At 45.1% G+C, this 24,399-nt stretch carries 20 protein-coding genes; 3 read left to right on the top strand and 17 right to left on the bottom strand.

The annotated features are described in order from the left end of the window. Window positions 1-9: 9 nt before the first annotated feature. The 8 genes from ACHUFZ_RS13310 to ACHUFZ_RS13275 all read right to left on the bottom strand — a co-directional run bounded on the left by ACHUFZ_RS13310 (window position 10) and on the right by ACHUFZ_RS13275 (window position 9,102). On the bottom strand, window positions 10-1,230 hold the full coding sequence (locus tag ACHUFZ_RS13310) for a phosphopentomutase (RefSeq protein WP_394127543.1): 1,221 nt from the start codon (window positions 1,228-1,230) through the stop codon (window positions 10-12). Between the two features lie 203 nt (window positions 1,231-1,433). Next, window positions 1,434-2,762 (bottom strand): thymidine phosphorylase, encoded by a 1,329-nt coding sequence (gene deoA / locus ACHUFZ_RS13305; RefSeq protein WP_394127542.1) that lies wholly within the window; start codon window positions 2,760-2,762, stop codon window positions 1,434-1,436. A 223-nt stretch (window positions 2,763-2,985) separates the two neighbouring features. Further along, window positions 2,986-3,762 carry a deoxyribose-phosphate aldolase gene (deoC, locus tag ACHUFZ_RS13300; protein WP_053440112.1) on the bottom strand — a complete coding sequence of 259 codons (777 nt, stop codon included), beginning with the start codon at window positions 3,760-3,762 and terminating at the stop codon, window positions 2,986-2,988. A 620-nt stretch (window positions 3,763-4,382) separates the two neighbouring features. After that, window positions 4,383-5,645, bottom strand: a complete 1,263-nt coding sequence (locus tag ACHUFZ_RS13295; protein WP_126574101.1) for a NupC/NupG family nucleoside CNT transporter — start codon at window positions 5,643-5,645, stop codon at window positions 4,383-4,385. Window positions 5,646-5,850: 205 nt separating this feature from the next. Continuing rightward, window positions 5,851-6,624, bottom strand: a complete 774-nt coding sequence (locus tag ACHUFZ_RS13290) for a TatD family hydrolase (RefSeq protein ID WP_394127541.1) — start codon at window positions 6,622-6,624, stop codon at window positions 5,851-5,853. After that, on the bottom strand, window positions 6,624-6,770 hold the full coding sequence (locus tag ACHUFZ_RS13285; RefSeq protein ID WP_394127540.1) for a DUF5363 family protein: 147 nt from the start codon (window positions 6,768-6,770) through the stop codon (window positions 6,624-6,626). Before ACHUFZ_RS13285 ends, ACHUFZ_RS13290 begins: the two co-directional genes overlap by 1 nt. Window positions 6,771-6,782: 12 nt before the next feature. Then, entirely contained in the window at window positions 6,783-7,559 is a 777-nt protein-coding gene (gene yaaA, locus ACHUFZ_RS13280; RefSeq protein ID WP_394127539.1) for a peroxide stress protein YaaA, read from the bottom strand. Window positions 7,560-7,671: 112 nt separating this feature from the next. Continuing rightward, complete coding sequence (locus tag ACHUFZ_RS13275) at window positions 7,672-9,102, bottom strand: alanine/glycine:cation symporter family protein (RefSeq protein ID WP_394127538.1); 1,431 nt, start codon at window positions 9,100-9,102, stop codon at window positions 7,672-7,674. A gap of 706 nt (window positions 9,103-9,808) precedes the next feature. Between ACHUFZ_RS13275 and ACHUFZ_RS13270 the strand changes: the two genes are divergently transcribed. Continuing rightward, window positions 9,809-9,991 carry a DUF3545 family protein gene (locus ACHUFZ_RS13270; RefSeq protein ID WP_394127537.1) on the top strand — a complete coding sequence of 61 codons (183 nt, stop codon included), beginning with the start codon at window positions 9,809-9,811 and terminating at the stop codon, window positions 9,989-9,991. Window positions 9,992-10,027: 36 nt separating this feature from the next. Here the strand turns inward: ACHUFZ_RS13270 and ACHUFZ_RS13265 are convergent, their stop codons facing one another. The 3 genes from ACHUFZ_RS13265 to nfo form a co-directional block, all read right to left on the bottom strand. Beyond that, entirely contained in the window at window positions 10,028-10,579 is a 552-nt protein-coding gene (locus tag ACHUFZ_RS13265) for a hemerythrin domain-containing protein (protein WP_394127536.1), read from the bottom strand. A gap of 100 nt (window positions 10,580-10,679) precedes the next feature. Then, window positions 10,680-11,366 (bottom strand): uracil-DNA glycosylase, encoded by a 687-nt coding sequence (gene ung, locus ACHUFZ_RS13260; protein ID WP_394127535.1) that lies wholly within the window; start codon window positions 11,364-11,366, stop codon window positions 10,680-10,682. A gap of 241 nt (window positions 11,367-11,607) precedes the next feature. Beyond that, window positions 11,608-12,483 (bottom strand): deoxyribonuclease IV, encoded by an 876-nt coding sequence (gene nfo, locus ACHUFZ_RS13255; protein WP_394127534.1) that lies wholly within the window; start codon window positions 12,481-12,483, stop codon window positions 11,608-11,610. A 330-nt stretch (window positions 12,484-12,813) separates the two neighbouring features. Here nfo and grcA point away from each other — a divergent pair, with 330 nt between their 5' ends. Then, complete coding sequence (gene grcA / locus ACHUFZ_RS13250) at window positions 12,814-13,191, top strand: autonomous glycyl radical cofactor GrcA (RefSeq protein WP_004415419.1); 378 nt, start codon at window positions 12,814-12,816, stop codon at window positions 13,189-13,191. A gap of 123 nt (window positions 13,192-13,314) precedes the next feature. Beyond that, window positions 13,315-14,175, top strand: a complete 861-nt coding sequence (locus ACHUFZ_RS13245) for a LysR family transcriptional regulator (RefSeq protein ID WP_394127533.1) — start codon at window positions 13,315-13,317, stop codon at window positions 14,173-14,175. On the opposite strand, the gene ACHUFZ_RS13240 is transcribed toward ACHUFZ_RS13245, so the two are convergent. From ACHUFZ_RS13240 to secA, 6 genes are all read right to left on the bottom strand, one after another. Beyond that, complete coding sequence (locus ACHUFZ_RS13240) at window positions 14,111-14,890, bottom strand: TSUP family transporter (protein WP_394127532.1); 780 nt, start codon at window positions 14,888-14,890, stop codon at window positions 14,111-14,113. The genes ACHUFZ_RS13245 and ACHUFZ_RS13240 overlap by 65 nt on opposite strands. A gap of 181 nt (window positions 14,891-15,071) precedes the next feature. Further along, the gene (gene carB, locus ACHUFZ_RS13235) at window positions 15,072-18,302 is read right to left on the bottom strand and encodes a carbamoyl-phosphate synthase large subunit (RefSeq protein ID WP_394127531.1); all 3,231 of its coding nucleotides are present in this window, start codon (window positions 18,300-18,302) and stop codon (window positions 15,072-15,074) included. Window positions 18,303-18,318: 16 nt separating this feature from the next. Continuing rightward, window positions 18,319-19,458: a glutamine-hydrolyzing carbamoyl-phosphate synthase small subunit gene (gene carA / locus ACHUFZ_RS13230; RefSeq protein WP_394127530.1), complete on the bottom strand. Its 1,140-nt coding sequence runs from the start codon at window positions 19,456-19,458 to the stop codon at window positions 18,319-18,321. A 535-nt stretch (window positions 19,459-19,993) separates the two neighbouring features. Next, window positions 19,994-20,818: a 4-hydroxy-tetrahydrodipicolinate reductase gene (gene dapB, locus ACHUFZ_RS13225; protein WP_394127529.1), complete on the bottom strand. Its 825-nt coding sequence runs from the start codon at window positions 20,816-20,818 to the stop codon at window positions 19,994-19,996. Between the two features lie 78 nt (window positions 20,819-20,896). Next, a complete protein-coding gene (gene mutT / locus ACHUFZ_RS13220; protein ID WP_394127528.1) occupies window positions 20,897-21,295 on the bottom strand; it encodes an 8-oxo-dGTP diphosphatase MutT in 399 nt (132 codons plus the stop codon). Window positions 21,296-21,417: 122 nt separating this feature from the next. Beyond that, a complete protein-coding gene (gene secA / locus ACHUFZ_RS13215; protein WP_394127527.1) occupies window positions 21,418-24,141 on the bottom strand; it encodes a preprotein translocase subunit SecA in 2,724 nt (907 codons plus the stop codon). Window positions 24,142-24,399 lie beyond the last annotated feature (258 nt).

The following is a 24,399-nucleotide window of genomic DNA, read 5'->3' as shown; positions in this document are numbered from 1 at the left end:
TACTTAGAATTACAGGAAGTTTTTACCGTAATCCATTGGTGATGTACCAAAGTGGCTCGCTAACGTCTGACCAATATCAGCAAACGTATCACGTAGACCTAAAGAGCCCGCTGGTACTTTAGCGCCATAAACGATCACAGGAATATGCTCACGTGTATGGTCTGTACCTGGCCATGTAGGATCACAGCCGTGGTCAGCGGTAAGAATTAGCAGGTCATCTTCTTCCATCAGCTCCATCACTTCATGGATACGACCATCAAAGTACTCTAGCGCTGCTGCATAACCAGCTACGTCACGACGGTGGCCGTAAGCAGAATCGAAATCAACGAAGTTAGTGAACACGATAGTATTGTCACCTGCTTCTTTGATTGCTTCTTTGGTTGCTTCAAATAGAGCTGGGATGCCCGTTGCTTTAGTCTTCTTAGTGATACCACAGCCAGCATAAATATCAGAGATCTTACCAATCGAGTGAACTTCACCACTCTTCTCTTCAACTAGCTTTTGAAGAATCGTTGCTGAAGGTGGCTCAACAGATAAGTCACGACGGTTACCGGTACGCTCAAACTGGCCTTTACCTGGGCCAATGAATGGACGAGCGATAACACGGCCAATGTTGTAGTCTTCAAGCTCTTCACGTGCGATTTGGCACAGCTTTAGAAGGCGGTCTAGACCGAACGTTTCCTCGTGACATGCAATTTGGAAAACAGAGTCAGCAGAGGTATAGAAGATTGGTTGGCCAGTCTTCATGTGCTCTTCACCTAGATCATCAAGAACCTGCGTACCTGACGCGTGGCAGTTACCAAGGAAACCGTCTAGACCTGCACGCTCAAGAATGCGGTCTGTTAGCTCTTTCGGGAAGCTGTTTGCTTTATCAGTGAAGTAGCCCCAGTCAAACAATACCGGCACGCCTGCAATTTCCCAGTGGCCTGATGGAGTATCTTTACCAGAAGAAAGCTCAGCCGCATGGCCGTAAGCACCGATGATTTCAGCGTCAGCGTCAAGGCCAGGAGCAAAGCTACCTGTTGACTCTTTGTGCGCCATTGCCAGACCGAGCTTAGATAGATTTGGCAGTTTTAGTGGGCCACTACGATCCGCGTTGTCTGCCAAGCCTTTATCACATTGCTCTGCGATATGACCCATCGTATCTGAACCTACATCGCCAAAATCTTTCGCATCAGCCGTTGCACCGATACCAAATGAGTCTAAGACTAAAATAAATGCTCTTTTCATTGCTCTCTTCCTTTAACTGGCCGAGAGCAAAAGCTCAATCGACCAATCTAATAATAATAGTAATTCAACTCAAGATAGTTGGACTTGCAGCTAGGCATCAAGCAAGCGAATCCCCTGAGCATAGCTCGTCTATGTGACAGGGGCGGCCGGCGTTCCGGTGAGCGAGCGCAGTTAACGCCGCTGCAAGTTCAAATATGAAGAGTTTAAAGATCTTCCGCGCGAATCTGACGATACACTTCTGGAGTTGGCGTATATTCGCCACCAATTGTAATCGCTGCTTTCAGTGCGTTCGCCGCTTCTTGCCATTGCTCTTCATTGCGAGCATGAATAATAGCTAGAGGCTTGTCACTAGACGCTTGTTCACCCAAGCGAATAAAAGCATCAAAGCCGACTGCGTAGTCGATTACGTCCGTTGCTACGCGGCGACCACCACCCATAGAAACAACCGCCATACCGATTGCTCGAGTATCCATTGCTGAAACGACACCTGACTCATCAGCAAAGACTGGCTTGATGATGTCTGCTTTTTCTAGGTAGTTATCGTAGTTCTCAACGAAGTCTGCTGGGCCACCAAGGCCTGCAACCATCTTGCCGAAGCACTGTGCCGCTTTACCGTTATCGAGTACTGCCATCAGTTTTGCACGCGCGCTTGTTGTGTCATCAGCAAGTTTTGCCAATACTAACATCTCAGCACATGACGCCATCGTTACTTCAAGTAGACGAGGGTTACGGTATTCACCTGTTAGGAACTGAACCGCTTCACGTACTTCTACTGCGTTACCCGCCGAAGAAGCCAATACTTGGTTCATATCAGTTAGAATTGCCGTCGTCTTGGTACCGGCACCGTTTGCTACCGCTACGATTGACTTCGCTAGCTCTTCCGATGCTTCGTAAGTTGGCATAAATGCACCAGAACCTACTTTTACATCCATGACTAGAGACTCAAGGCCAGCTGCTAGTTTCTTAGATAGGATTGAAGCTGTGATTAGCGAGATGTTGTCTACGGTTGCTGTAATATCACGAGTCGCATATACACGCTTATCTGCAGGCGCTAAATCGCCAGTTTGGCCAATGATGGCAACACCAGCATCTTTTGTCACATCACCAAATACTTCGTTAGTCGGTGTGATGTTGTAGCCTGGAATTGACTCAAGCTTGTCTAGCGTACCGCCAGTGTGACCAAGGCCACGACCAGAGATCATAGGAACGAAACCGCCACATGCTGCCACCATAGGGCCAAGCATTAGAGAAGTGACGTCACCCACACCACCCGTTGAGTGTTTATCAACGATAGGACCGCCAAACTCTTTGTGGCTCCAATCAATCACCATGCCAGAGTCACGCATTGCACACGTCAGTGCGATACGCTCAGGCATGGTCATTTCGTTAAAAAAGATGGCCATTGCAAATGCTGCGATCTGACCTTCAGATACAGAATTGTTTGCAACACCTTGGATGAAAAAGTTGATTTCTTCGGCGGTTAGAATTTCGCCGTCGCGTTTTTTACGAATAATTTCTTGAGGTAAGTACATTAGATCCTCCCATGCTGTGAGCAGCAAGGTTGTAAGGTAAAGAGGTAATGTGGAGCAGCGAGTCACTACTCCACCAAACAGACTTTGTCATTATTTACTCTCAAACTATTTGGCGTTGCAGCTAGGCGACAAGTAAGTCCATTCCTATGAGCATAGAGGCTCTATGTGATTAGGATGAACTTACGCAGTCAACAACGCTGCGGCGTCAAATAGGACGAGAGAATTAGTAAGCTGCTGGATCAGCAGTCTCGTCTGTCACTTCTAATGTATTAAGTAGGTTAGTTAGCAGGCTTGACGCGCCAAAACGGTAGTGACGAGCATCAACCCAGTTGTCACCTAGGATTTCATCAGCCATTGCTAAGTATGCTTGCGCGTCTTCAGCTGTACGTACGCCACCAGCAGGTTTGAAACCAACAGTTTCTGCAACGCCCATATCGCGAATCACTTCAAGCATCATGCGAGCGTATTCTGGAGTTGCGTTTACTGGCACTTTACCCGTTGATGTTTTAATGAAGTCTGCACCTGCTTTGATACAGATTTCAGAAGCTTTCTTGATTAGCGCTTCTTCTTTCAGTTCACCTGTTTCGATGATCACTTTAAGAAGGATGTCACCACACGCTTCTTTACATTGCTTCACTAGCTCGAAGCCAACTTCTTCGTTACCTGCCATTAGAGCACGGTAAGGGAATACTACGTCTACTTCGTCCGCACCGTAAGCGACTGCTGCTTTAGTCTCAGCAACTGCGATTTCGATATCGTCGTTACCGTGTGGGAAGTTAGTTACGGTCGCGATGCGAACGTCTGGTGTGCCTTGCTCACGAAGTGTCTTCTTAGCAATAGGAATAAAGCGAGGGTAAATACAGATTGCAGCTGTGTTACCTACTGCTGATTTTGCGTCATGACATAGTGAAATAACTTTCGCATCAGTATCGTCATCATTCAGCGTAGTTAGGTCCATTAGTTTAAGTGCACGTAGTGCTGCTGCTTTTAAATCGCTCATTTCTATCTCCGATCAATATTCAAAAATTTTACTGCTCAACCTGTCTATTCAAGTTGGCGATGTAGTCATTAATGAACGGACTTGGTTCCTTGAAGACTCAGGGGTAAACAGCGAATTAACCCCTAATTGCTATCCTTGTCACCGCACAGTACCAGTTTGGTCTATGGCACAACAATCTTCGATTGCGGTGTCTAACGTATAAGGGCAATAGCCCTAGCAACTCTCGTTGCTGCCAGCGCCAATCATACTCCTTGTATTAATTATCGCTAGCGAAAAACATTTCAATAAATCTGAATGTATGAAAAGTAGTAAGCTGACATCACCTTGCCCAGCTTCCAACGTTTGATTCAAAAACGTTTCCCTACTTCCTACAACTATACATTATAGATATTCATCGAAAATCTGTAGTTGCTCATAGAGCGCAAACGGTTTGTATCTCAAAAAAGATTCTGTTTAACGTTTGCTCGATATTCAAACGAAAACAGCGTTGCCGTTCTAGGCTTAACCTAAAGCCCCAAACAGCAAATTTTTAGAAGCCAGAAAACAAAAAACCCCGTAGCACACCAAGTGTGACTACGGGGTTTTGTTAAACGGCGTCTATATAATCTAACTCTACTTTCTTAGAAAGATAGGAAGAAGCCAGCGATTGTCGCTGCCATCAGGTTAGATAGAGTACCTGCAGCTACTGCTTTAACACCCATACGAGCGATGTCGTGACGACGTGCAGGAGCAAGGCTACCTAGACCACCTAGTAGAATCGCGATAGAAGAAAGGTTTGCGAAACCACATAGTGCGAATGCGATGATTGCTTGAGTCTTCTCAGACATTACCGCACCTGTTGCAGGAACAACTTGTGCTGCATCACCAACGTAAGGTACGAAGTTTAGGTACGCTACGAATTCGTTTACAACCAGTTTTTGACCGATGAAAGAACCAGCGAATGTTGCTTCAGCCCATGGCACACCGATTAGGAATGCTAGAGGAGCAAACAACCAACCTAGTAGTAGTTCTAGAGTTAGGTTCTCCATGCCGAACCAACCGCCAACGCCACCTAGGATGCCGTTAACTAGTGCGATTAGACCAACGAATGCTAGTAGCATTGCACCAACGTTAAGTGCTAGTTGTAGACCAACTGATGCACCACCTGCTGCTGCATCGATAACGTTAGCTGGTTTGTCATCACCACCATCAATGTTGTTTTCCAAATCTTCGTCTGGAGTGTCAACTTCTGGTTTAATGATTTTAGCGAATAGTAGACCACCTGGTGCTGCCATGAATGATGCGGCTACAAGGTACTCTAGAGGTACACCCATAGATGCGTAACCTGCTAGTACACCACCAGCAACTGACGCTAGACCACCACACATTACTGCAAATAGCTCAGATTGAGTCATTTTAGGTACAAACGGACGTACTACTAGAGGTGCCTCTGTTTGACCTACGAAAATGTTCGCTGCTGCAGACATAGACTCGGCACGTGAAGTACCTAGTGCTTTTTGTAGACCGCCACCAAGAATCTTGATAACCCACTGCATCACACCGATGTAGTAAAGTACAGAAATTAGCGCAGAGAAGAAGATTAGCGTTGGTAGTACTTGGAAAGCAAAGATGAAACCGATACCGTCAACTGAGAAGTTAACTAGGCTGCCGAATAGGAAACCAGTACCGTCTTTACCGTAATCGATAACGTTTTGTACACCAGCTGAGAAACCAGCTAGAAGGTCACGACCCCATGGTACGTATAGAACGAAACCACCGATGATGAATTGGATAGCAAATGCGCCACCCACAGTTCTTAGATTGATAGCTTTGCGGTTATCAGACAGTAGTAATGCAATTCCTAGCAATACTGCCATACCGACTAGGCTCATAAACAGGCTCATAGTTTATGACTTCCTTATATGTTATTTATTGGCGTGTTACAAAATGGAGCTCAAAAAGCGGAGGCAATTATACTCATCCGGCCAATGATAAAGTAATGCCACCCTCACAGTTTCTAATAAGATTCATGGCCCGCTCACTCATTTACGTGAACTAGATCACCTTTAAGGCTTTAGGTAATCATCAAATGAACAATTTATTTAGAAATTATTCACAAATACCGAACGCTGAATTGCTATTTTTCCAAACGATTTCAGCAATCGTTTGCTTCGGCATTCCTTTGAGAGATGCGAGACAGGACAAGATTTCACCTATCATCTTAGGATGATTGGGCTTGCCCTGATAACCATTTAGTGGCATGTCCGGAGAATCCGTTTCTAGCACTAGCTTTTCAATTGGCAGTCTAACTATAGCTTGTCTGGTTTTATTTGCCCTTGGGTAGGTGATCACACCACCGACACCGATGAAAAAACCAAGCTCGATAAATTGCATAGCCTGCTGATAGCTGCCAGAAAAACCGTGCAAAATACCACCATATTGAAACTTTTCTTGCTTCAAAATTTGTAGCATTCGGTTATGTGTTTTCCGGCAATGGAGAATGAGGGGAAGTTGATAAGATGTTGCAAAACGGACCTGCTCTATGAACACTGTTTCCTGAAGCGTCATATCAACCTCAATCACCGAATCTAAACCACACTCACCTACCCCAACGCACTGATTGCCACGCTGGTTAAGCAGCTCTTTTAAGGTAGGCAATTCATCAATACTTTGTTGATCAAGAAAATAGGGGTGCATCCCAAGCGCATAATAGATATCGGTGTGGTCTGCCGCCATTTGGTGCAATTTGGCCCAATTACTTGAGCCAATAGATGGAACAACAAAGCGCAAGACACCTTGCTCATGGGCTAATTTCAGTTGAGACTCAAAGTCGTCTTGGAAGATATCAAAGTCGAAATGACAGTGGGTATCAAAAAGGCGCATTACTTTTGCGCCTTAGTTTTATCAGAGTTCTTAGCACTCGGGTCAGTGCGATAAGGAACACAGCTGCGCTTATGCTCGGGGGTCAATCCGAGAGACAAACACCACGCATCATATTTTGCTAATAGACGCTTCAACCAACTGCGCATTCCCATCCCCTTCTATTTCTGCTCTTCTCGCTTAAAGACTAGTTCAGTCGGTGTCGATTCTTCTTCTACAAAGTAATAACCCGCGCTATCAAACTTGGTTAAGTCTGCCACGCTCGAAATACGATTCTCAATGATGTAACGCGCCATCATGCCGCGTGCTTTCTTAGCGTAAAAGCTGATCACTTTATATTGGCCATTCTTACAATCTTTAAATACCGGCGTAATCACCTGCGCATCTAACGCTTTTGGTTTTACCGCTTTGAAGTATTCATTCGATGCAAGGTTGATAAGCACGTTATCGCCTTGGGCTTCGATAGCTTCATTGAGCTTATCAGTAATAACGTTACCCCAGAATTGGTAAAGGTTGGTGCCTTTATCATTCGCCAGCTTGGTGCCCATCTCTAAGCGGTATGGCTGCATCAAGTCGAGAGGCTTAAGTAAACCATACAGGCCAGAGAGCATGCGTAAATGCTCTTGTGCGTAAGCGAAGTCCTCTTCAGACAGAGATTGTGCATCTAGACCAGTGTAGACATCGCCTTTAAACGCAAGAATCGCTTGGCGCGAGTTATCCGTCGTAAACTCTTCACTCCACTCTTGAAAGCGGCCAACGTTTAAATCGGCAATCTTGTCACTCACTTTCATCAAACGTGCAACGTCTGCAGGAGTGAGCTTGCGACATACTTCAATCAGCTGTTTTGAGTACTCAACTAAATCTGGCTGAGTGAATTGCTCTGTCGCCAGTGGGGATTCATAATCTAAGGTTTTCGCTGGAGAAACGACGATTAACATGACTTTACTCTATCCATATCTTTGTTTTATTGAGTTTAGGGTACAAAAAAAGCCATGCATTGTCTGCATGGCTTTTTGAATCGTTTTGATAGGCAAATCTGATAACTATCGATTAGCTCTTTTTGTTCTGATCCCAAATACCATCTTCAAGCTGAGATTTCAGCTCAGGGAAATCGTTCGAGTCAAACGTTGGCACTTTGCCTTCATCTAGCTGACGGTTGTAGTCTTTAGCCAGCTTAATCACGATACCTGATAGTAGAAGAATTGCTACCAAGTTAACAATCGCCATTAGACCCATAGATACGTCTGCAAGAGCCCAAACAACTGGTAGTGACGCTACTGCACCAAACATTACCATGCCTAGCACGACGATACGGAAGATACCTAGGCCTGCTTTGTGGTTGTGCTCAAGGAAGATCAGGTTCGTTTCAGCGTAAGAGTAGTTAGCAATGATTGAAGTAAATGCGAAGAAGAAAATCGCTACTGCAACAAAGATTCCACCCCATTCACCTACTTGTGAACTTAGTGCGCTCTGAGTCAATTCGATACCCGTCACTTCACCATGCGGTACGTACTCACCTGACATCAGGATGATAGCGACTGTCGCAGAACAGATAACAATCGTGTCCATGAATACACCTAGCATTTGCACATAACCTTGCGATGCTGGGTGCGGTGGGTAAGGTGTTGCTGAAGCAGCAGCGTTAGGCGCAGAACCCATACCCGCTTCGTTTGAGAATAGACCGCGCTTGATACCGTTAATCATCGCTTGGGCAATTGCGTAGCCCAAGCCACCAGCTGCAGCTTCTTGCAGGCCAAACGCACTCTTAAAGATCAAGGTAAGAACCGCTGGAAGCTTCTCAATGTTCATCACCATAACGAACATTGCCAGTAGCAAGTATGCCAGTGCCATGATTGGAACCACTAATTCTGCTACACGTGCAATACGCTTGATACCACCAAAGATAACAACCGATGAAAGTAGCACAACTACCACACCTACGTAGGTGTCTTCCCATCCGAATGCGTTGTGCATCGCGTTAGCAATCGAGTTGGCCTGTACGGCGTTGAATACTAAACCGAATGCGATAATTAGGAATACCGAGAACAGCACGCCCATCCAACGCATACCTAGGCCTTTCTCCATGTAGTATGCAGGTCCGCCACGGTAGTTGCCGTCGTCATCTTTAGTTTTGTATAGCTGCGCTAAGGTACTTTCAGCGAATGATGTCGCCATACCTAACATGGCGATAAGCCACATCCAGAAAATAGCACCAGGGCCACCAGCAGTAAGCGCTACCGCTACACCGGCCATATTACCGGTACCAACACGTGCAGCTAAACTAGTACAAAGAGCTTGGAAAGAAGAGATACCAGCTTTGTCTGCTTTGCGACTGTTCTTCAATACTGAGAACATGTGGCCAAAGTGACGGAATTGGATAAAGCCCAAGCGGACTGTAAAGTAGATTCCAACACCGACTAGAAGATAAACAAGAATGGAGCCCCAAAGCAGGTCATTCATTAAATTAATTAAGTCTGTCATAACATCCTCATATTGAGTTTTCGCTGATCTTTGCTTCCAAGCCTTCCATCTGACCGCCTTACTAAGTGTCAAGATTGCTTAGTATTGGTATTGTTATATTGTGCAGTCTAGATCTGTAAAACTCGCCTCATGCTTCCATTTTACGTATCAGCGTATTTTTTGACGGGCGGATAATGCAGTGAAGAAAGACAAAAATCAATATGCAAACAAATTCATTAAAATGTTATTTTTCACTAGATAGTCACCTACAATTAACAGCAAAGCACACAAACCAACAATCAAAACAGAACATTTCATTAATTATTAATCAACATGCGCTGATTCATACTGCCAAGAATCACCTCAATATTCTTCTGGTGACAACACCTTGCTCTACAAGGCGTGCAGCTCACTATAAAAAATGACACACCGTAAAATGTAGGGCTATGCTCCAATTTTATATGTGCATAATTGAATTCGTCATCTCTGTGTCAAAATTCACACACGGAATTAACATACCGCGAAAGTCAATTTAATCGTTTTCGTTGAATCAAACGCTCAAAAAAACATCAGTCAACGCGACGTTTTTTGTGACTCCCTCGCACAATATGCGCAAAAACTTCATTGAAACGTAACAAATGAGAAACGAATCAAAGTTAGCCTAGTTTTAGATATGGTATTAAAAACATGCCCGATTGAAGGAAAGATGATCATAAAGAGGTAGCTTATGGAAGGCTTAAACTTTGACGAAATTTTCGAACAGGACTTACCAAAAGGAAGAGCTGGCCGCTCAAAACCGGTAAAACGTAAGTGGAGAGAGATCGAAGCCATTAAAGATCGCCAACGCTTACAAAAAGAGTTGATGGATATGGATATCGGCTATGATAATGTAAACGCAGTCGAATACTGATTACAAAAAAAGAGGCATTACGCCTCTTTTCCTATATTAGATACTTTCATGTGCATTTTGGTGGACGCGCTCAGCGATCTGCTGGTATTCCTCGGCGATGGTTTCACCGAACACAGGGTCGTCTTCGCACACTGTCCACTGCTCTTCGACGATTTGCCAATCTTTAGTGGTGAACGTTTCCATTAGATAGGGAAAGATGTGCTTCTCTTCCATTTCTAAGTGGTTCTTCTGCGCATTTAGGAATGACTCAAGCTGCTCAATGAACAGACTTTGTGGCACAACCGCGTCTTGGAGCACCATATCAACAATATTAAGAAACTCGTGCGTTTGCTCTGATAATGTTTTGTGCTCTAACTCTAGGTTATCAATTTCCTTATGATGACCGTAATGAGTCAAGTAATGGTGATATAAGATGTCCTCTTTAGGGTGATGTACCCGCTCAGAGTGATTTGCTAAGTAGTCGACAATCTCTCTTAACACACCATAGTTAACGCTGCGCTCATCTTTCAGTACCGCTAATTTATGGCGCAATATGGCCAGCAGGCGCACCATATAGCCATGCTCACGCTTGATTCTTTCAATCATCATAGTGCCTCTCCTTAACACTTACTTTTAATAAGTGTATTAGAGTATAAGAAGAGACGCCTTGATCTTGTTCAGATTTTAATCAGACACTTGTGAATAACAGCTACACATTGACCTGCATCGGAAGCTGCCATTGAATCGCGCTTTGCCCCTGAGAGGTCAGAATAGCATTAGTCTGAGAGAAGTGGCCGCAGCCAAAAAAGCCACGGTGTGCAGAAAGCGGTGACGGGTGAGGACCTGATAAAACATGGTGTTTATCACGATCAATAAAGCGACCTTTCTTTTGCGCATGTGCTCCCCATAAAAGAAACACAACCCCAGACTGATGTTGGTTGATTGCCTCTATAACTTTATCGGTAAAGGTCTCCCAACCACTTTTTGCGTGTGAGTGCGCCTTACCTTGTTCTACCGTCAATACCGTATTAAGCAATAGCACCCCTTGCTGCGCCCAACTTTGCAAATAGCCATGCGGCGGGATCTCAAACCCTTCAATATCTTGAGCGAGTTCTTTGTACATATTGACCAGTGAAGGTGGCGTTTTTACCCCAGGCAAAACTGAGAAACATAATCCGTGGGCTTGATTAGGGCCATGGTAAGGATCTTGGCCAATGATCACTACTTTGACATCGGCAAACTCTGTCGCCTTAAACGCATTAAAAACGTCCGACGCTGGCGGGAATACCACTTTTCCGGCCGCACGCTCGGCTTCCACAAAAGAGAGCGTTTGTTGAAAGTACTCTTGCTGCTTTTCTACACCAATAACATCATGCCAGGTAAGTGAGGTATTCATGACCCATTCCTTCTACTATATATGCGCTGTCATTGTCGCAAAAATAGTAGAAGGAACAAAGGAGTTAGTGTTTTTGAGGAGTACGGTAGTGACCTTGACCCGTAATATGTCGATTTGGCAAAGGTAGACGTACTGTGCGGCTCGAAACGTGCGAGTAAGTAAAAGGCATAGTGGTATCCTCATGTTGTGACTTCATAAAAAGCTATGAAAGATTAATGCCACATTTCCGCTAGTTTTTCGCTTAAGCTAAAGCTTGCAGGTGGAACTTACGCATCGTTTCGATCTCTTGAGGCCAAAGTTCAGGCTCTATCGTTTCAAGAATCAATGGGATAGCATCAAATCGAGCATCTTTAGAGATATACTCAAAGCAGTCCCAACCAATTTCGCCTTTGCCCAAGGCGTGGTGCCTATCGACCTTGCCGCCTAAGGCAATCTTTGAGTCATTAATGTGCATTGCACGTAAATATTGCATCCCGACTACACGATCAAACTCAGCAAATGTCGTTTCACAGGCATCAAACGTACTTAAGTCATAACCAGCGGCAAAGGTGTGGCAAGTATCAATACATACACCAACCCGCGACTTATCTTCGACTTGCTCAATGATCTCGGCGAGATGCTCAAAGCGCCAGCCTAGATTGGTTCCCTGACCCGCGGTATTCTCAATCACCGCAATGACATCAGGTACCGCTTGATGTGCAAGATTGATCGATTCGGCAATTCTCGCTAGGCACTCTTTCTCAGATATCTTCTTTAAATGACTCCCAGGATGAAAATTCAGTAAAGTCAGCCCTAGTTGGTTGCAACGTTCCATCTCATCAATAAATGCCGCGCGCGACTTTTGCAGCTTTTCCTCTTCTGGAGCACCTAAGTTTATTAGATAAGAATCATGAGGGAGAATCTGCTCGCTACTGAAACCCAACATTTTACAGTTGGCTTTAAATGCACTGATAGTGGCAGCTTCAAGGGGCTTAGCCACCCACTGACGTTGGTTTTTAGTAAATAGTGCAAAAGCATTGGCACCGATCTCACGCGCACGCAATGGCGCTTGGTCAACCCCACCAGCCGCAGAGACATGCGCACCTATAAACTTGTTACCCATTGCTTTTTTAATCATTGTTACTTAATCACCTTTCACTTTCAGTATGGCCCCCGAAAAACAGTTATTTAAAAGAGGGAGCTCAAATTTTCAACTCATTTTGTAGTAAATTTACAACAAAATGAGTTATTAAATATTTTTTATATTATCAAATAAATTGTAACTACGTTGTTTTCAAAGATTTTATTGATTTAGAACAAGAAAATAACCATCGGGAAATTAATGTTTTTGGTTGTTTTTTGACTTAAATCAATATTATCATAAGGGATATTCGCTATATAATACGTAGCTCACTAAAATTCGAAAATTAACACCAATTAACCACGTTAAGTGGACTAGGAGATAGTAATGATTCAAGGTATTCAAATCACTAAAGCAGCAAATGACGACCTACTAAACTCTATCTGGCTACTAGATAGCGAGAAGAATGAAGCTCGTTGTGTAGCAGCAAACTCTGGCTACGAAGCTGACCAAGTAATCGCAATTAACGATCTTGGCGACTACGAAAGCCGTGAAGTAGCTATCGAAACAGCTCCACGCATCGAAGGTGGTCAGCACCTAAACGTTAACGTTCTTAAGCGTGAAACTCTAGAAGATGCTGTAGCACACCCTGAGAACTACCCTCAGCTAACTATCCGCGTTTCTGGCTACGCAGTTCGTTTCAACTCGCTAACAACTGAACAGCAACGTGACGTAATCGCACGTACTTTCACTGAGTCTCTATAATTCTCAGTCACTGGTTTAAAAAACGGCGCTCATTGAGCGCCGTTTTTTTTGCTTGTGGCTATACCCTACTCTACTTGGCATGAGGTACAGTAGCATCATTCGTTATCACCTAGAGTGAACCCTATGCTATTGGAAGGCATTGAAACCTTACTTGTGTTAAGTAAAGCAAAGACCATGAGCCGCACCGGAAGCTTACTTTACATCAGCCAATCCGCCGTTAGTAAGCGTATCGCCAATCTGGAAAAGAAGTTGGGTAAAAAACTGATTGAGCCTTGTGGCCGATCGATAAAGCTGACCCCCGATGGCATTGCTTTAATTGAAACGATTGGCCCCTCATTCAATGAGTTACGCGGCCTAATCTATGAGCAGCAAGAGCTTGAGGACACCTCATTAATCACCCTAGACAGCTCAAAATCGCTCATTGCAGGTTACCTAGGCAAAACGATCGGTGATTATCTAAAACAAGATAAGTACTTAACAATAACGACCAATCACACACCGAGAATCGTCGAACGAGTCCAATCAGGTAAAGCGACAATAGGCCTATGTGCTGGCCAACTCCCTGCACAACATGGTTTGAAGGCATTCCACCTGTGTGATGAACCGTTTTTCATCGTCAGTGATAAACAGCCACACAAACTACCAGAGAGAGTCATCACCAATGACCTGACGAACCCATCCAACAGTTATCAACTTCCAGCTCTAGCCAAGTTAGGGATAAAACCGGCAATGGAAATGGATGCTTACACTGCCGCGGCTCAATTAGCCTTAGGAGGGGCGTCACCTGCACTGATCCCACTGTCTATTGTCAGAGCGCTAAACATACCGGATAGCCACTGTTTTCAGTTTAAGCAACTTGAGTCCTTGATTAGACCTATTCATATTTGTGTAAGGCAGAGTGTTTACCAATCTACAAGGGTTAAAACATTGATAGCAACCATTGCTGATGCTGTTCCCAAAGTAGCTTCGTCGCCATTAGCATAGACATGGTAATCACCAAAGGACGAATCCACTTTTGCCCTTTGCTCACCACCACTTTCGCGCCGAGCTGAGCACCGATAAAGCCACCGACGGCCATCACCAGACCCAGTTCCCAAATAGGTAAACCGGCCAAAATAAAAAACAGTAGCGCGGCGATATTCGACGTAAAGTTGAGCACCTTAGTGCGGGCTGTCGCATCGACAAGAGAGAAGTGACCAAGCGCGACGAAGCAGACGGTAAAGATCGAACCTGTCCCAGGGCCGAAGAAGCCATCATAGAACCCCACTCCGCCACCGACACTAAAAGCAAACATCGCTTCAGAGATTTTAGCCTTGCCCGATTGCTCTCTGGTTTTCGGCATCATTAAGAAATAGAGCGAAATGGCGACCAATAACAGCGGAATAAGGCTAGTTAGCACTCCCGCATCAATATACTGCACGGCCTCAGCACCGACAGCAGAGCCGATGAAAGTACAGGCAATCGCCAAGCGCATCTCTTTGATACTGACAATGCCGTTACGCACGAAATACCAACTGGCTGAAAAGCTACCAAATGAGCTTTGCAGCTTGTTGGTCGCGAGCGCCTGTGTCGGCGGAACACCTGCAGCCAGTAACGCAGGTAAAGTTAACAAGCCTCCACCACCAGCCATAGCGTCAATAAAGCCCGCCACGGTAGCAACAAAGAATAGGATGGTGAGAATTTCGAGTGTCAGTTCCATTTTCGATCGATCAGTTACAAGTCTCTAAGTGCAAAATACCATCAAGTTAACCATTCTTTTAACGAAAGATTAGACTTAAACCCATTCCTCTTTTTCAATAATCAGAAAATAAAAAAGCCCGCTCTAGTGAGCGGGCAATGAGGTTGTCATATAGGCTTCGTTGCGAGCCTACTGATTGTTATTACGCTTCGTTCTCAGCTACTTTAGCGTGTAGCTCCTGAACTGAAGTCACTGACGTTTTAGCGTCAGCGGTATGTGCCATACATACTGCAAATGCTGCGTTTAGCGTTGTCGTGTAGTTCACTTTCTCAGCCAGTGCACCGCGACGTAGAACTTTAGAGTCTTCAATCGCTTGACGGCCAGCCGCAGTGTTCACGATGTAGGTGTACTCGTTGTTCTTGATACGGTCAAGAATGTGAGGACGACCTTCGTGTACCTTGTTTACTAGACGTGGGTTAATGCCCGCTTCACCTAGGATAACTGCAGTACCATGTGTTGCGTCTAGCTGGTAGCCAAGCTTAGAAAGCTTAGATGCTAGGTCTACCACACGCTCTTTGTCACCTTCGCGAACAGAAAGAAGTGCACGACCACCTTCAGGGTAAACATTGCCACAGCCTAGCTCAGCTTTAGAGTATGCTTCAGCGAACGTTGCACCAACACCCATAACTTCACCAGTAGAGCGCATTTCTGGGCCTAATAGTGGGTCAACGCCTGGGAATTTGTTGAATGGCAGTACCACTTCTTTCACTGAGTAGTATGGTGGGATGATCTCTTTAGTAAAGCCTTGCGACTCTAGAGATTGACCAGCCATTACACGAGCCGCAATCTTAGCGATTGGCGCACCAGTTGCTTTAGATACGAACGGTACCGTACGCGCTGCACGAGGGTTCACCTCGATTAGGTATACTTGGTTGTTCTTAACCGCAAACTGCGTGTTCATCAGACCACGAACACCTAGCTCGAATGCTAGCTTTTCAACTTGCTCGCGCATTACGTCTTGGATTTCTTGGCTTAGCGTGTATGCAGGAAGAGAACATGCTGAGTCACCAGAGTGAACACCCGCTTGTTCGATATGCTCCATGATACCGCCGATAACCACGCGCTCACCGTCACAGATAGCATCGATGTCGACTTCAACAGCGTCATCTAGGAAGCTATCAAGCAGTACTGGAGATTCGTTCGATACGCTTACTGCTTCGTTGAAGTAGCGACGTAGATCCTGCTCATCGTATACGATTTCCATCGCACGACCACCCAGTACGTATGAAGGACGTACAACTAATGGAAAACCGATTTCACGAGATTTCTCTACCGCTTGCTCCATGGTTGTTACTGTTGCGTTTTCTGGCTGTAGTAGGCCTAGACGGTCAACGGCAACTTGGAAACGCTCACGGTCTTCTGCACGGTCGATTGCATCTGGGCTAGTACCGATGATTGGCACACCAGCTGCTTCAAGTGCACGAGCCAGTTTAAGTGGTGTTTGACCACCGTACTGAACGATAACGCCTTTTGGCTTCTCAACGCGAGCAATCGCTAGTACATCTTCCAGAGTTACTGGTTCGAAGTACAGACGGTCAGAGGTGTCGTAGTCAGTTGAAACCGTTTCAGGATTACAGTTAACCATGATTGTCTCGTAACCATCTTCACGCAGCGCTAGTGACGCGTGTACACAACAGTAGTCAAACTCGATACCTTGACCGATACGGTTTGGACCGCCGCCAAGAATCATGATCTTCTCTTTATCTGTTGGGTTTGCTTCACACTCGTCATCGTAAGATGAGTACATGTAAGCAGTATCAGACGAGAACTCAGCCGCACAGGTATCAACGCGCTTGTAAACTGGGTGGATGTCGTACTGGTCACGTAGACGACGGATTTCGCTTTCAGAAACACCTAGAATCTTAGATAGGCGCGCATCAGCAAAACCTTTACGCTTAAGTTTTTTCAGCTCGTCTTTGTTGAGACCAGCAAAACCTTTCGCTTTTAGCTCTTGCTCAAGCTTAACGATGTCTTCGATTTGAACTAGGAACCAACGGTCGATTTGCGTTAGGTTGAAGACGCCATCTACAGACATACCTGCGCGGAATGCATCCGCGATGTACCAGATACGTTCTGCGCCAGCTTCTTTAAGTTCGTGGCGAATAGTTGTTAGTGCATCTGGTGCATCTAGGTCAACCATTTCGTCAAAACCAGTCGCGCCAACTTCTAGGCCGCGAAGCGCTTTTTGTAGCGACTCTTGTTGGTTACGGCCGATAGCCATAACTTCACCAACAGACTTCATTTGCGTCGTTAGACGGTCGTTAGCACCTGCAAATTTCTCGAAGTTAAAACGAGGAATCTTAGTAACTACGTAGTCGATTGTTGGTTCGAATGATGCTGGTGTTGCGCCGCCAGTGATGTCATTTTGCAGTTCATCTAATGTGTAACCCACAGCCAGTTTCGCTGCAATCTTAGCGATTGGGAAACCTGTTGCTTTCGATGCTAGAGCAGAAGAACGTGATACACGTGGGTTCATCTCGATGATAACCATACGGCCATCTTTCGGGTTGATACCAAACTGTACGTTTGAACCACCCGTTTCAACACCGATTTCACGAAGAACCGCTAGAGATGCGTTACGCATCAGCTGGTATTCTTTGTCTGTCAGTGTCTGTGCTGGAGCAACGGTGATAGAGTCACCAGTGTGGATACCCATCGGGTCAAAGTTTTCAATCGCACATACGATGATACAGTTATCCGCTTTGTCGCGAACCACTTCCATCTCGTACTCTTTCCAACCGATTAGTGATTCATCGATGAGTAGTTCGTTGGTTGGCGACAGGTCTAAACCGCGACGACAAATCTCTTCGAACTCTTCTTTGTTGTACGCGATACCACCACCAGTACCACCCATAGTGAATGATGGACGGATAATACATGGGAAGCCAACCATATCTAGAACGCCGTAAGCTTCTTCCATGGTTTTCGCTGTATCAGCACGCGGACACTCAAGACCGATAGACTTCATCGCTTTATCAAAGCGAGAACGGTCTTCTGCTTTGTCGATAGCGTCAGCCGTTGCACCAATCATTTCCACGCCGAACTCTTTAAGTACGCCGTGCTTTTCTAAGTCTAGAGCACAGTTAAGCGCAGTCTGACCACCCATTGTTGGTAGTACTGCATCTGGACGCTCTTTCTCAATGATCTTACGAACCACTTCCCACTGGATTGGTTCGATGTAGGTTGCATCCGCCATGTCCGGGTCAGTCATGATGGTTGCAGGGTTAGAGTTCACAAGGATAACTCGGTAACCCTCTTCACGCAGTGCTTTACATGCTTGAGCACCAGAGTAGTCAAACTCACATGCCTGACCGATAACAATCGGGCCTGCACCTAGAATTAGAATACTTTTTAAGTCAGTACGTTTTGGCATTCTCTACTACTCCGAATTAAGCGCTGTGTTGTTTGATTAGTTCGATAAAGTGGTCAAATAGCGGCGCTGCGTCGTGTGGACCTGGGCTCGCTTCTGGGTGACCTTGGAAGCTAAACGCTGGCTTGTCTGTACGGTGGATACCTTGCAGTGAGCCATCAAATAGCGATACGTGAGTTGCACGTAGATTCTCAGGTAGCGTTGCTTCATCCGCAGCAAAACCGTGGTTCTGAGAAGTAATCATTACAACGTTACGATCTAAATCTTTAACTGGGTGGTTAGCACCGTGGTGACCAAACTTCATCTTCACCGTCTGTGCACCAGACGCTAGAGCTAGAATTTGGTGACCTAGACAGATACCAAAGATTGGTAGGCCTTTTTCTAAGAATACTTTTGTCGCTTCAATAGCGTAAGTACATGGTTCTGGGTCACCAGGGCCGTTTGATAAGAAAACGCCATCTGGGTTAAGCGCCAGCACTTCTTCAGCTGAAGTTTCAGCAGGAACAACCGTTAAGCGGCAGCCGCGGTCAACAAGCATTCGCAAGATGTTTCGTTTTGCACCGAAGTCGTAGGCAACAACGTGATATGGCAACTCGCTGTCGTCTTGCGCTTCAGGAAGTCCACCCTCAAGCGTCCACGAACCTTGTTTCCATTGATACGCTTCTTTTGTTGTAACTTCTTTCGCAAGGTCCATACCTTTTAGGCCAGGGAATTCTTTCGCTTTAGCTAGCGCTAGAGCCTCGTCTAGGTTGTTACCCGCAATGATACAACCGTTCTGTGCACCTTTCTCACGCAGAATACGAGTAAGCTTACGCGTATCGATATCAGCAATGCCGACGATATTTTGCGATTTAAGGTAATCAGAAAGGGATTGTTCGTTACGGAAGTTAGAAGCGATAAGGGGGAGATCGCGAATCACAAGGCCTTGTGCGTGGATTGAAGAAGATTCTTCGTCTTCGGAATTGGTTCCGGTATTGCCAATGTGAGGGTAAGTAAGAGTAACAATTTGTTGAGAATAGGAAGGATCAGTGAGGATTTCTTGGTACCCCGTCATCGAGGTGTTAAAAACGACTTCACCGACAGCAGAACCAACTGCGCCAATGGATTCACCGTGGAATACTGTCCCATCTTCTAGGACTAGCAGTGCTGACTTACTCAAGACAACCTCCAGAATAAAAATGCATTAAAATTGATTTAATTTGCAAATCTACCTTCCTGCAACACCTAAAAGTGCGTGTTTATGGAAATTAGACAAATTGGCGGTATTCTAATGACACTGGTCACAACTGTCAATACAGGCCTAAAAATAAATTTAGCATTTAGGGCACTTAAAGCAAAAAACCATTTTAGACCTCCAAAAACCCACGTTTAGTACCACTTTCATGGAGAGATGATTAATGATTTATGAATTCTAGAATTTGAAGATAATTTGAGATCACAGTTTTGCCCTCAAAAATTACGCAAACGTTGCACTACCATAGATCGCATTAACTTTTAGCTATAACAAACAAAAAATACCATCAAACCCATAAAAACAACAATAAACTCAGGGTGTATATTAAGATATTGCAATGCAACCTTCTTAACCACTAACGGCCAAAAACAAAAAGCGCCAGGCAAGCCCAGCGCATAATTATCTATTTATAAATTTAAGCCTGCTTCTAGCAATTAAGAATCTAGGCTAATAACAGCTATTATAGGTCGTTAAGCCCTAACACATCTGTCATTGTGTAAAAGCCTGCAGGTTTCTGCTTTAACCACACCGCAGCTTTAACCGCACCATTAGCAAAAGTCATACGATCTGTCGCTTTATGGGTGATTTCAACGCGCTCACCGATGTCAGCAAACATAGCAGTGTGCTCACCGATAATATCGCCGGCACGAATCGTAGCAAAACCGATTTCATCTTTGGTACGTTCACCAGTGATGCCCTCACGAGCATAGACTGCGACATCACTGAGTTGGTTACCCATAGCGCCAGCAATCGCCTCTCCCATACCAATTGCAGTACCTGAAGGGGCATCGACTTTATGGCGGTGGTGCGCTTCGACAATTTCCACATCACAGTAATCACCCATCACTTTCGCTGCTTTTTCTAGTAGCTTAAATACTAGGTTTACACCGACTGAATAGTTCGGCGCCATAACCACAGGTACTTGTTTCGCGATTTCATCGATCTGCGCGCGCTCTTCGTCAGAAAAGCCCGTTGTGCCAATCACAATGCTTTTACCATGCTGACGACACAGCTCTAGATTAGCGAGAGTGCTCACTGGCGCGGTGAAATCAATGATCACATCGAACTGCTCAATCTGTTTGGCAAGATCATCCGTGACAACAACATCAAATTTACCTTCACCGCACAGCTCACCTAAATCAACACCGACAAGTGACGACTCTGGACGTTCAGATCCTGCTGCGACTGCTGCATTTTCATTGTTGTACGTTGCTTTGACTAGGTTGCGTCCCATACGGCCCGCTGCACCTGCAACTGCAATTCTTACCATTGCGCTGTTCTCCATTCTTTTCTAGTCTGCGTCTTCGCAGTTATTCCAATCTGTCTCAATAAACTATCAACAATCGTCATCAGTGGCTAGAGTCTAAGCAAACTCTTTTATCACTCGCTCTAAAATTGGCACATTCGCTTCAGGGAAGGCGTAACCGGCAAGATTCGCAACCGCTACCCACTCGCCTTGCTGGCCTTCCTTGCCATAGGGTTGACCTTCAAACTGAGTCACCAAGATGAAATCAAACTTCAATGATTTATCTGGATAATCAAACTCTAGATGTTCGAACAGCTGCTGCTCAGTGGTGGTAATTCCGATCTCTTCTTCTAATTCGCGCACCATCGCTTGCTCGACAGTTTCACCTAACTCGACTTTGCCGCCAGGAAACTCCCAAAAACCACCTTTGTGTTTATCATCAGGACGCTTAGTAATAAACACCTGAGATTTATCTTGATTGAAGATGATTCCCGCTACGATATGAATTCGTTTCATCAGACTTCCTATTTACTTTCTATTGTCATGCCCTGCATTGTGGCCGACTGTTGTTAAGATAACCATTAGATACAAAAAGAGCCGCCTAAGCGACTCTTGATTATTTATATATCGATGCCGAATCAGTTAATCTGACCGTGGCATTGCTTATACTTCTTACCACTACCACATGGGCAAGGCTCGTTACGACCAACTTTACGCTCTTCACGTACCATTGGCTGATGCGCGTCTTCAGACTCTTCACCATCAGAAAGCGGGTTTTCCGCTGATGCATGTTGAGCTTGAGCACGACGTGCAGCTTCTTCAGCTTGAGCTTGACGCTGAGCTTCCATACGCTCAACTTCTTCTTGCTGCTGAACACGAACCTTAGACAGGATAGTGATCACATCTGATTTCAGTGCATCAAGAAGACCTTCAAATAGTTCAAACGACTCACGCTTGTACTCTTGTTTCGGGTTCTTCTGTGCATAGCCACGTAGGTGGATACCTTGGCGTAGGTGATCCATTGCCGCTAGGTGCTCTTTCCAAAGCGTATCTAGCGTTTGTAGCATCACTGATTTTTCAAAGTTACGCAGTACTTGCTCGCCAACAACGGTTTCTTTCTCTTTGTAAACCGCAATTGCTGTCTCAAGAATCTTTTCACGTAGCGCTTCTTCGTACAGCTTATCGTCTTCTTCAAGCCACTGTTTAACTGGTGCATCAATATCGAAGTCGTTCTTCAGACGATCTTGTAGACCTTCTACATCCCACATATCTTCTAGAGATTGTGGTGGGATATATTCATCAATTACCGCCGTTAGAACATCTTCACGATTGTGTTCGATCATCTCACTGATGTCTTCAGCGCTCATTAGCTCGTCACGCAGTTCGTAAACCACTTTACGTTGATCGTTGGCAACATCATCGTATTCAAGTAGCTGTTTACGAATATCGAAGTTGCGACCTTCTACTTTACGTTGCGCTTTTTCGATTGAACGAGATAGCATCTTAGACTCAATCGCTTCACCTTCTTCCATACCACTCTGGATTAGGCTCGCCATACGATCTGACGTGAAGATACGCAGTAGTGAATCTTCCATCGATAGGTAGAAACGTGAAGAACCGGCATCACCTTGACGACCAGAACGACCACGTAGCTGGTTATCGATACGGCGAGATTCGTGACGCTCAGTACCAATGATGTGTAGACCACCCGCTTCAAGCACTGCATCGTGTACTTTCTTCCACTCTGCTTTAATCTCAGCGATTTGTTCTGGTGTAGGATCAGTTAATGCTTCAACCTTCGATTGCCAACTGCCACCTAACACGATATCGGTACCACGACCTGCCATGTTAGTTGCGATAGTTACCGCGCCTGGAGTACCAGCGCTAGCAACAATTTCCGCTTCTTTCTCGTGGAACTTAGCGTTAAGTACGTTGTGCTTAATCTTTGCTTTTTTCAGTGCATTTGAAAGCAGCTCAGATTTTTCGATAGACACTGTACCAACAAGGCTCGGCTGACCTTTTTCAACACGCTCTTTGATATCTTCAATAATCGCGTTGAACTTATCGGTCTCAGTACGATAAACCACATCTGGCATATCGTTACGAATCATTGGTTTGTTGGTTGGAATAACCACAGTTTCTAGGCCGTAGATAGACTGGAACTCAAATGCTTCAGTATCTGCGGTACCTGTCATACCTGACAGTTTCTCGTATAAACGGAAGAAGTTCTGGAACGTGATAGACGCTAGCGTCTGGTTCTCGTTCTGAATCTTAACGCCTTCTTTCGCTTCTACCGCTTGGTGAAGACCTTCAGACCAACGACGACCTGGCATAGTACGGCCAGTATGTTCATCAACGATAACCACTTCGCCATCTTCGTTCACGATATAGTCGACGTTCTTTTCAAATAGAACATGAGCACGAAGTGCCGCATTCACGTGGTGTAACAGACTGATGTTAGTTGGTGAGTAAAGCGTATCGCCCTCTTCCATCAGACCATTTTTGATCATCAACTCTTCAACAAACTCTTGGCCTGTCTCTGTCAGGTGAACCTGCTTCGATTTTTCATCGACAGTGTAGTGACCGTCACCGCGGTACTCTTCAGAATCTTCTTGGTCTTGCTTTTGTAGGTGCGGAATCAAAGTATTGATTCGTGTGTATAGCTCAGAGCTATCTTCAGCAGGACCTGAAATGATCAGTGGAGTACGCGCTTCATCGATTAGGATCGAGTCCACCTCATCGACGATTGCAAAGTAACGTTCACGCTGCACACGGTCTTCCGCACGGAAAGCCATGTTGTCACGTAGGTAATCAAAACCGAACTCGTTGTTCGTACCGTAAAGAATATCCGCTTGGTAAGCTTCTTTCTTTTCTTGAGGAGGCATGTTTGGCACGTTAATACCAACTGTCATACCTAAGAATTCGAATAGGACGCGGTTAGTTTCCGCATCGCGCTTAGCTAGGTAGTCGTTCACTGTGACGACGTGAACCGCGCCTTTAAGTGCATTTAGGTAAGCAGGTAGGGTTGCAGTCAGTGTTTTACCTTCACCTGTACGCATCTCGGCGATTTGGCCAGCGTTTAGTACCATGCCGCCAATAAGCTGCACGTCGAAGTGACGCATGCCGTAAACACGCTTTGATGCTTCACGTACCGTCGCAAACGCTTCTGGTAGTAGCTTATCTAGCGTTTCACCCTGCTCTAAGCGCTGACGGAACTCAACCGTTTTAGCTTTCAATTCTTCATCAGAAAGCGCTTCAAAGGTCGGCTCGTAGTTATTAATTTCTTTTACAATCTTTCTCAGGCGGCGCAGTGTTCGGTCATTGCGACTGCCAATTACCTTTGTCAGTAGCTTAGTTATCATTTGCTATGAATCTCTCTTTATTCAGATCGGGCCCGATCTACTTTTAATGCCTTCAGTCTCTAACAGTTTTGAACTAAGAATACTGAGATAAATCACTTTCCTCAGATATTGTGATGAGAACTATAGATTTCAAGGCTTGTGTTACTTTAAGTGGCGCTTAGTTTATGAAATTTTGTCTCTAACAACCAATAACATAGTTATTTGTTTGAACCACTCTTTATTTTTTGTCGTTATATGAAGGAAGTTTACTCACAATAA

Origin of the sequence: Vibrio hepatarius (assembly GCF_043642085.1) — a bacterium.
GTDB lineage: Bacteria > Pseudomonadota > Gammaproteobacteria > Enterobacterales > Vibrionaceae > Vibrio > Vibrio hepatarius_C.
The sequence above is the reverse complement of the archived record's forward strand: the minus strand, read 5'-3'. Positions and strand labels throughout refer to the sequence as shown.

What these genes read in the sequence shown, in the direction of transcription:
- ACHUFZ_RS13295 (WP_126574101.1), bottom strand. Translation starts at nt 5,645, where the DNA reads ATGAGCCTGTTTATGAGCCTAGTCGGTATGGCAGTATTGCTAGGAATT.
- dapB (WP_394127529.1), bottom strand. Translation starts at nt 20,818, where the DNA reads ATGGAGAACAGCGCAATGGTAAGAATTGCAGTTGCAGGTGCAGCGGGC.
- ung (WP_394127535.1), bottom strand. Translation starts at nt 11,366, where the DNA reads ATGAATACCTCACTTACCTGGCATGATGTTATTGGTGTAGAAAAGCAG.
- yaaA (WP_394127539.1), bottom strand. Translation starts at nt 7,559, where the DNA reads ATGTTAATCGTCGTTTCTCCAGCGAAAACCTTAGATTATGAATCCCCA.
- secA (WP_394127527.1), bottom strand. Translation starts at nt 24,141, where the DNA reads ATGATAACTAAGCTACTGACAAAGGTAATTGGCAGTCGCAATGACCGA.
- grcA (WP_004415419.1), top strand. Translation starts at nt 12,814, where the DNA reads ATGATTCAAGGTATTCAAATCACTAAAGCAGCAAATGACGACCTACTA.
- deoC (WP_053440112.1), bottom strand. Translation starts at nt 3,762, where the DNA reads ATGAGCGATTTAAAAGCAGCAGCACTACGTGCACTTAAACTAATGGAC.
- ACHUFZ_RS13310 (WP_394127543.1), bottom strand. Translation starts at nt 1,230, where the DNA reads ATGAAAAGAGCATTTATTTTAGTCTTAGACTCATTTGGTATCGGTGCA.
- ACHUFZ_RS13275 (WP_394127538.1), bottom strand. Translation starts at nt 9,102, where the DNA reads ATGACAGACTTAATTAATTTAATGAATGACCTGCTTTGGGGCTCCATT.
- ACHUFZ_RS13290 (WP_394127541.1), bottom strand. Translation starts at nt 6,624, where the DNA reads ATGCGCCTTTTTGATACCCACTGTCATTTCGACTTTGATATCTTCCAA.
- mutT (WP_394127528.1), bottom strand. Translation starts at nt 21,295, where the DNA reads ATGAAACGAATTCATATCGTAGCGGGAATCATCTTCAATCAAGATAAA.
- ACHUFZ_RS13265 (WP_394127536.1), bottom strand. Translation starts at nt 10,579, where the DNA reads ATGATGATTGAAAGAATCAAGCGTGAGCATGGCTATATGGTGCGCCTG.
- nfo (WP_394127534.1), bottom strand. Translation starts at nt 12,483, where the DNA reads ATGATTAAAAAAGCAATGGGTAACAAGTTTATAGGTGCGCATGTCTCT.
- ACHUFZ_RS13285 (WP_394127540.1), bottom strand. Translation starts at nt 6,770, where the DNA reads ATGCGCAGTTGGTTGAAGCGTCTATTAGCAAAATATGATGCGTGGTGT.
- ACHUFZ_RS13240 (WP_394127532.1), bottom strand. Translation starts at nt 14,890, where the DNA reads ATGGAACTGACACTCGAAATTCTCACCATCCTATTCTTTGTTGCTACC.
- ACHUFZ_RS13270 (WP_394127537.1), top strand. Translation starts at nt 9,809, where the DNA reads ATGGAAGGCTTAAACTTTGACGAAATTTTCGAACAGGACTTACCAAAA.
- carB (WP_394127531.1), bottom strand. Translation starts at nt 18,302, where the DNA reads ATGCCAAAACGTACTGACTTAAAAAGTATTCTAATTCTAGGTGCAGGC.
- deoA (WP_394127542.1), bottom strand. Translation starts at nt 2,762, where the DNA reads ATGTACTTACCTCAAGAAATTATTCGTAAAAAACGCGACGGCGAAATT.
- ACHUFZ_RS13245 (WP_394127533.1), top strand. Translation starts at nt 13,315, where the DNA reads ATGCTATTGGAAGGCATTGAAACCTTACTTGTGTTAAGTAAAGCAAAG.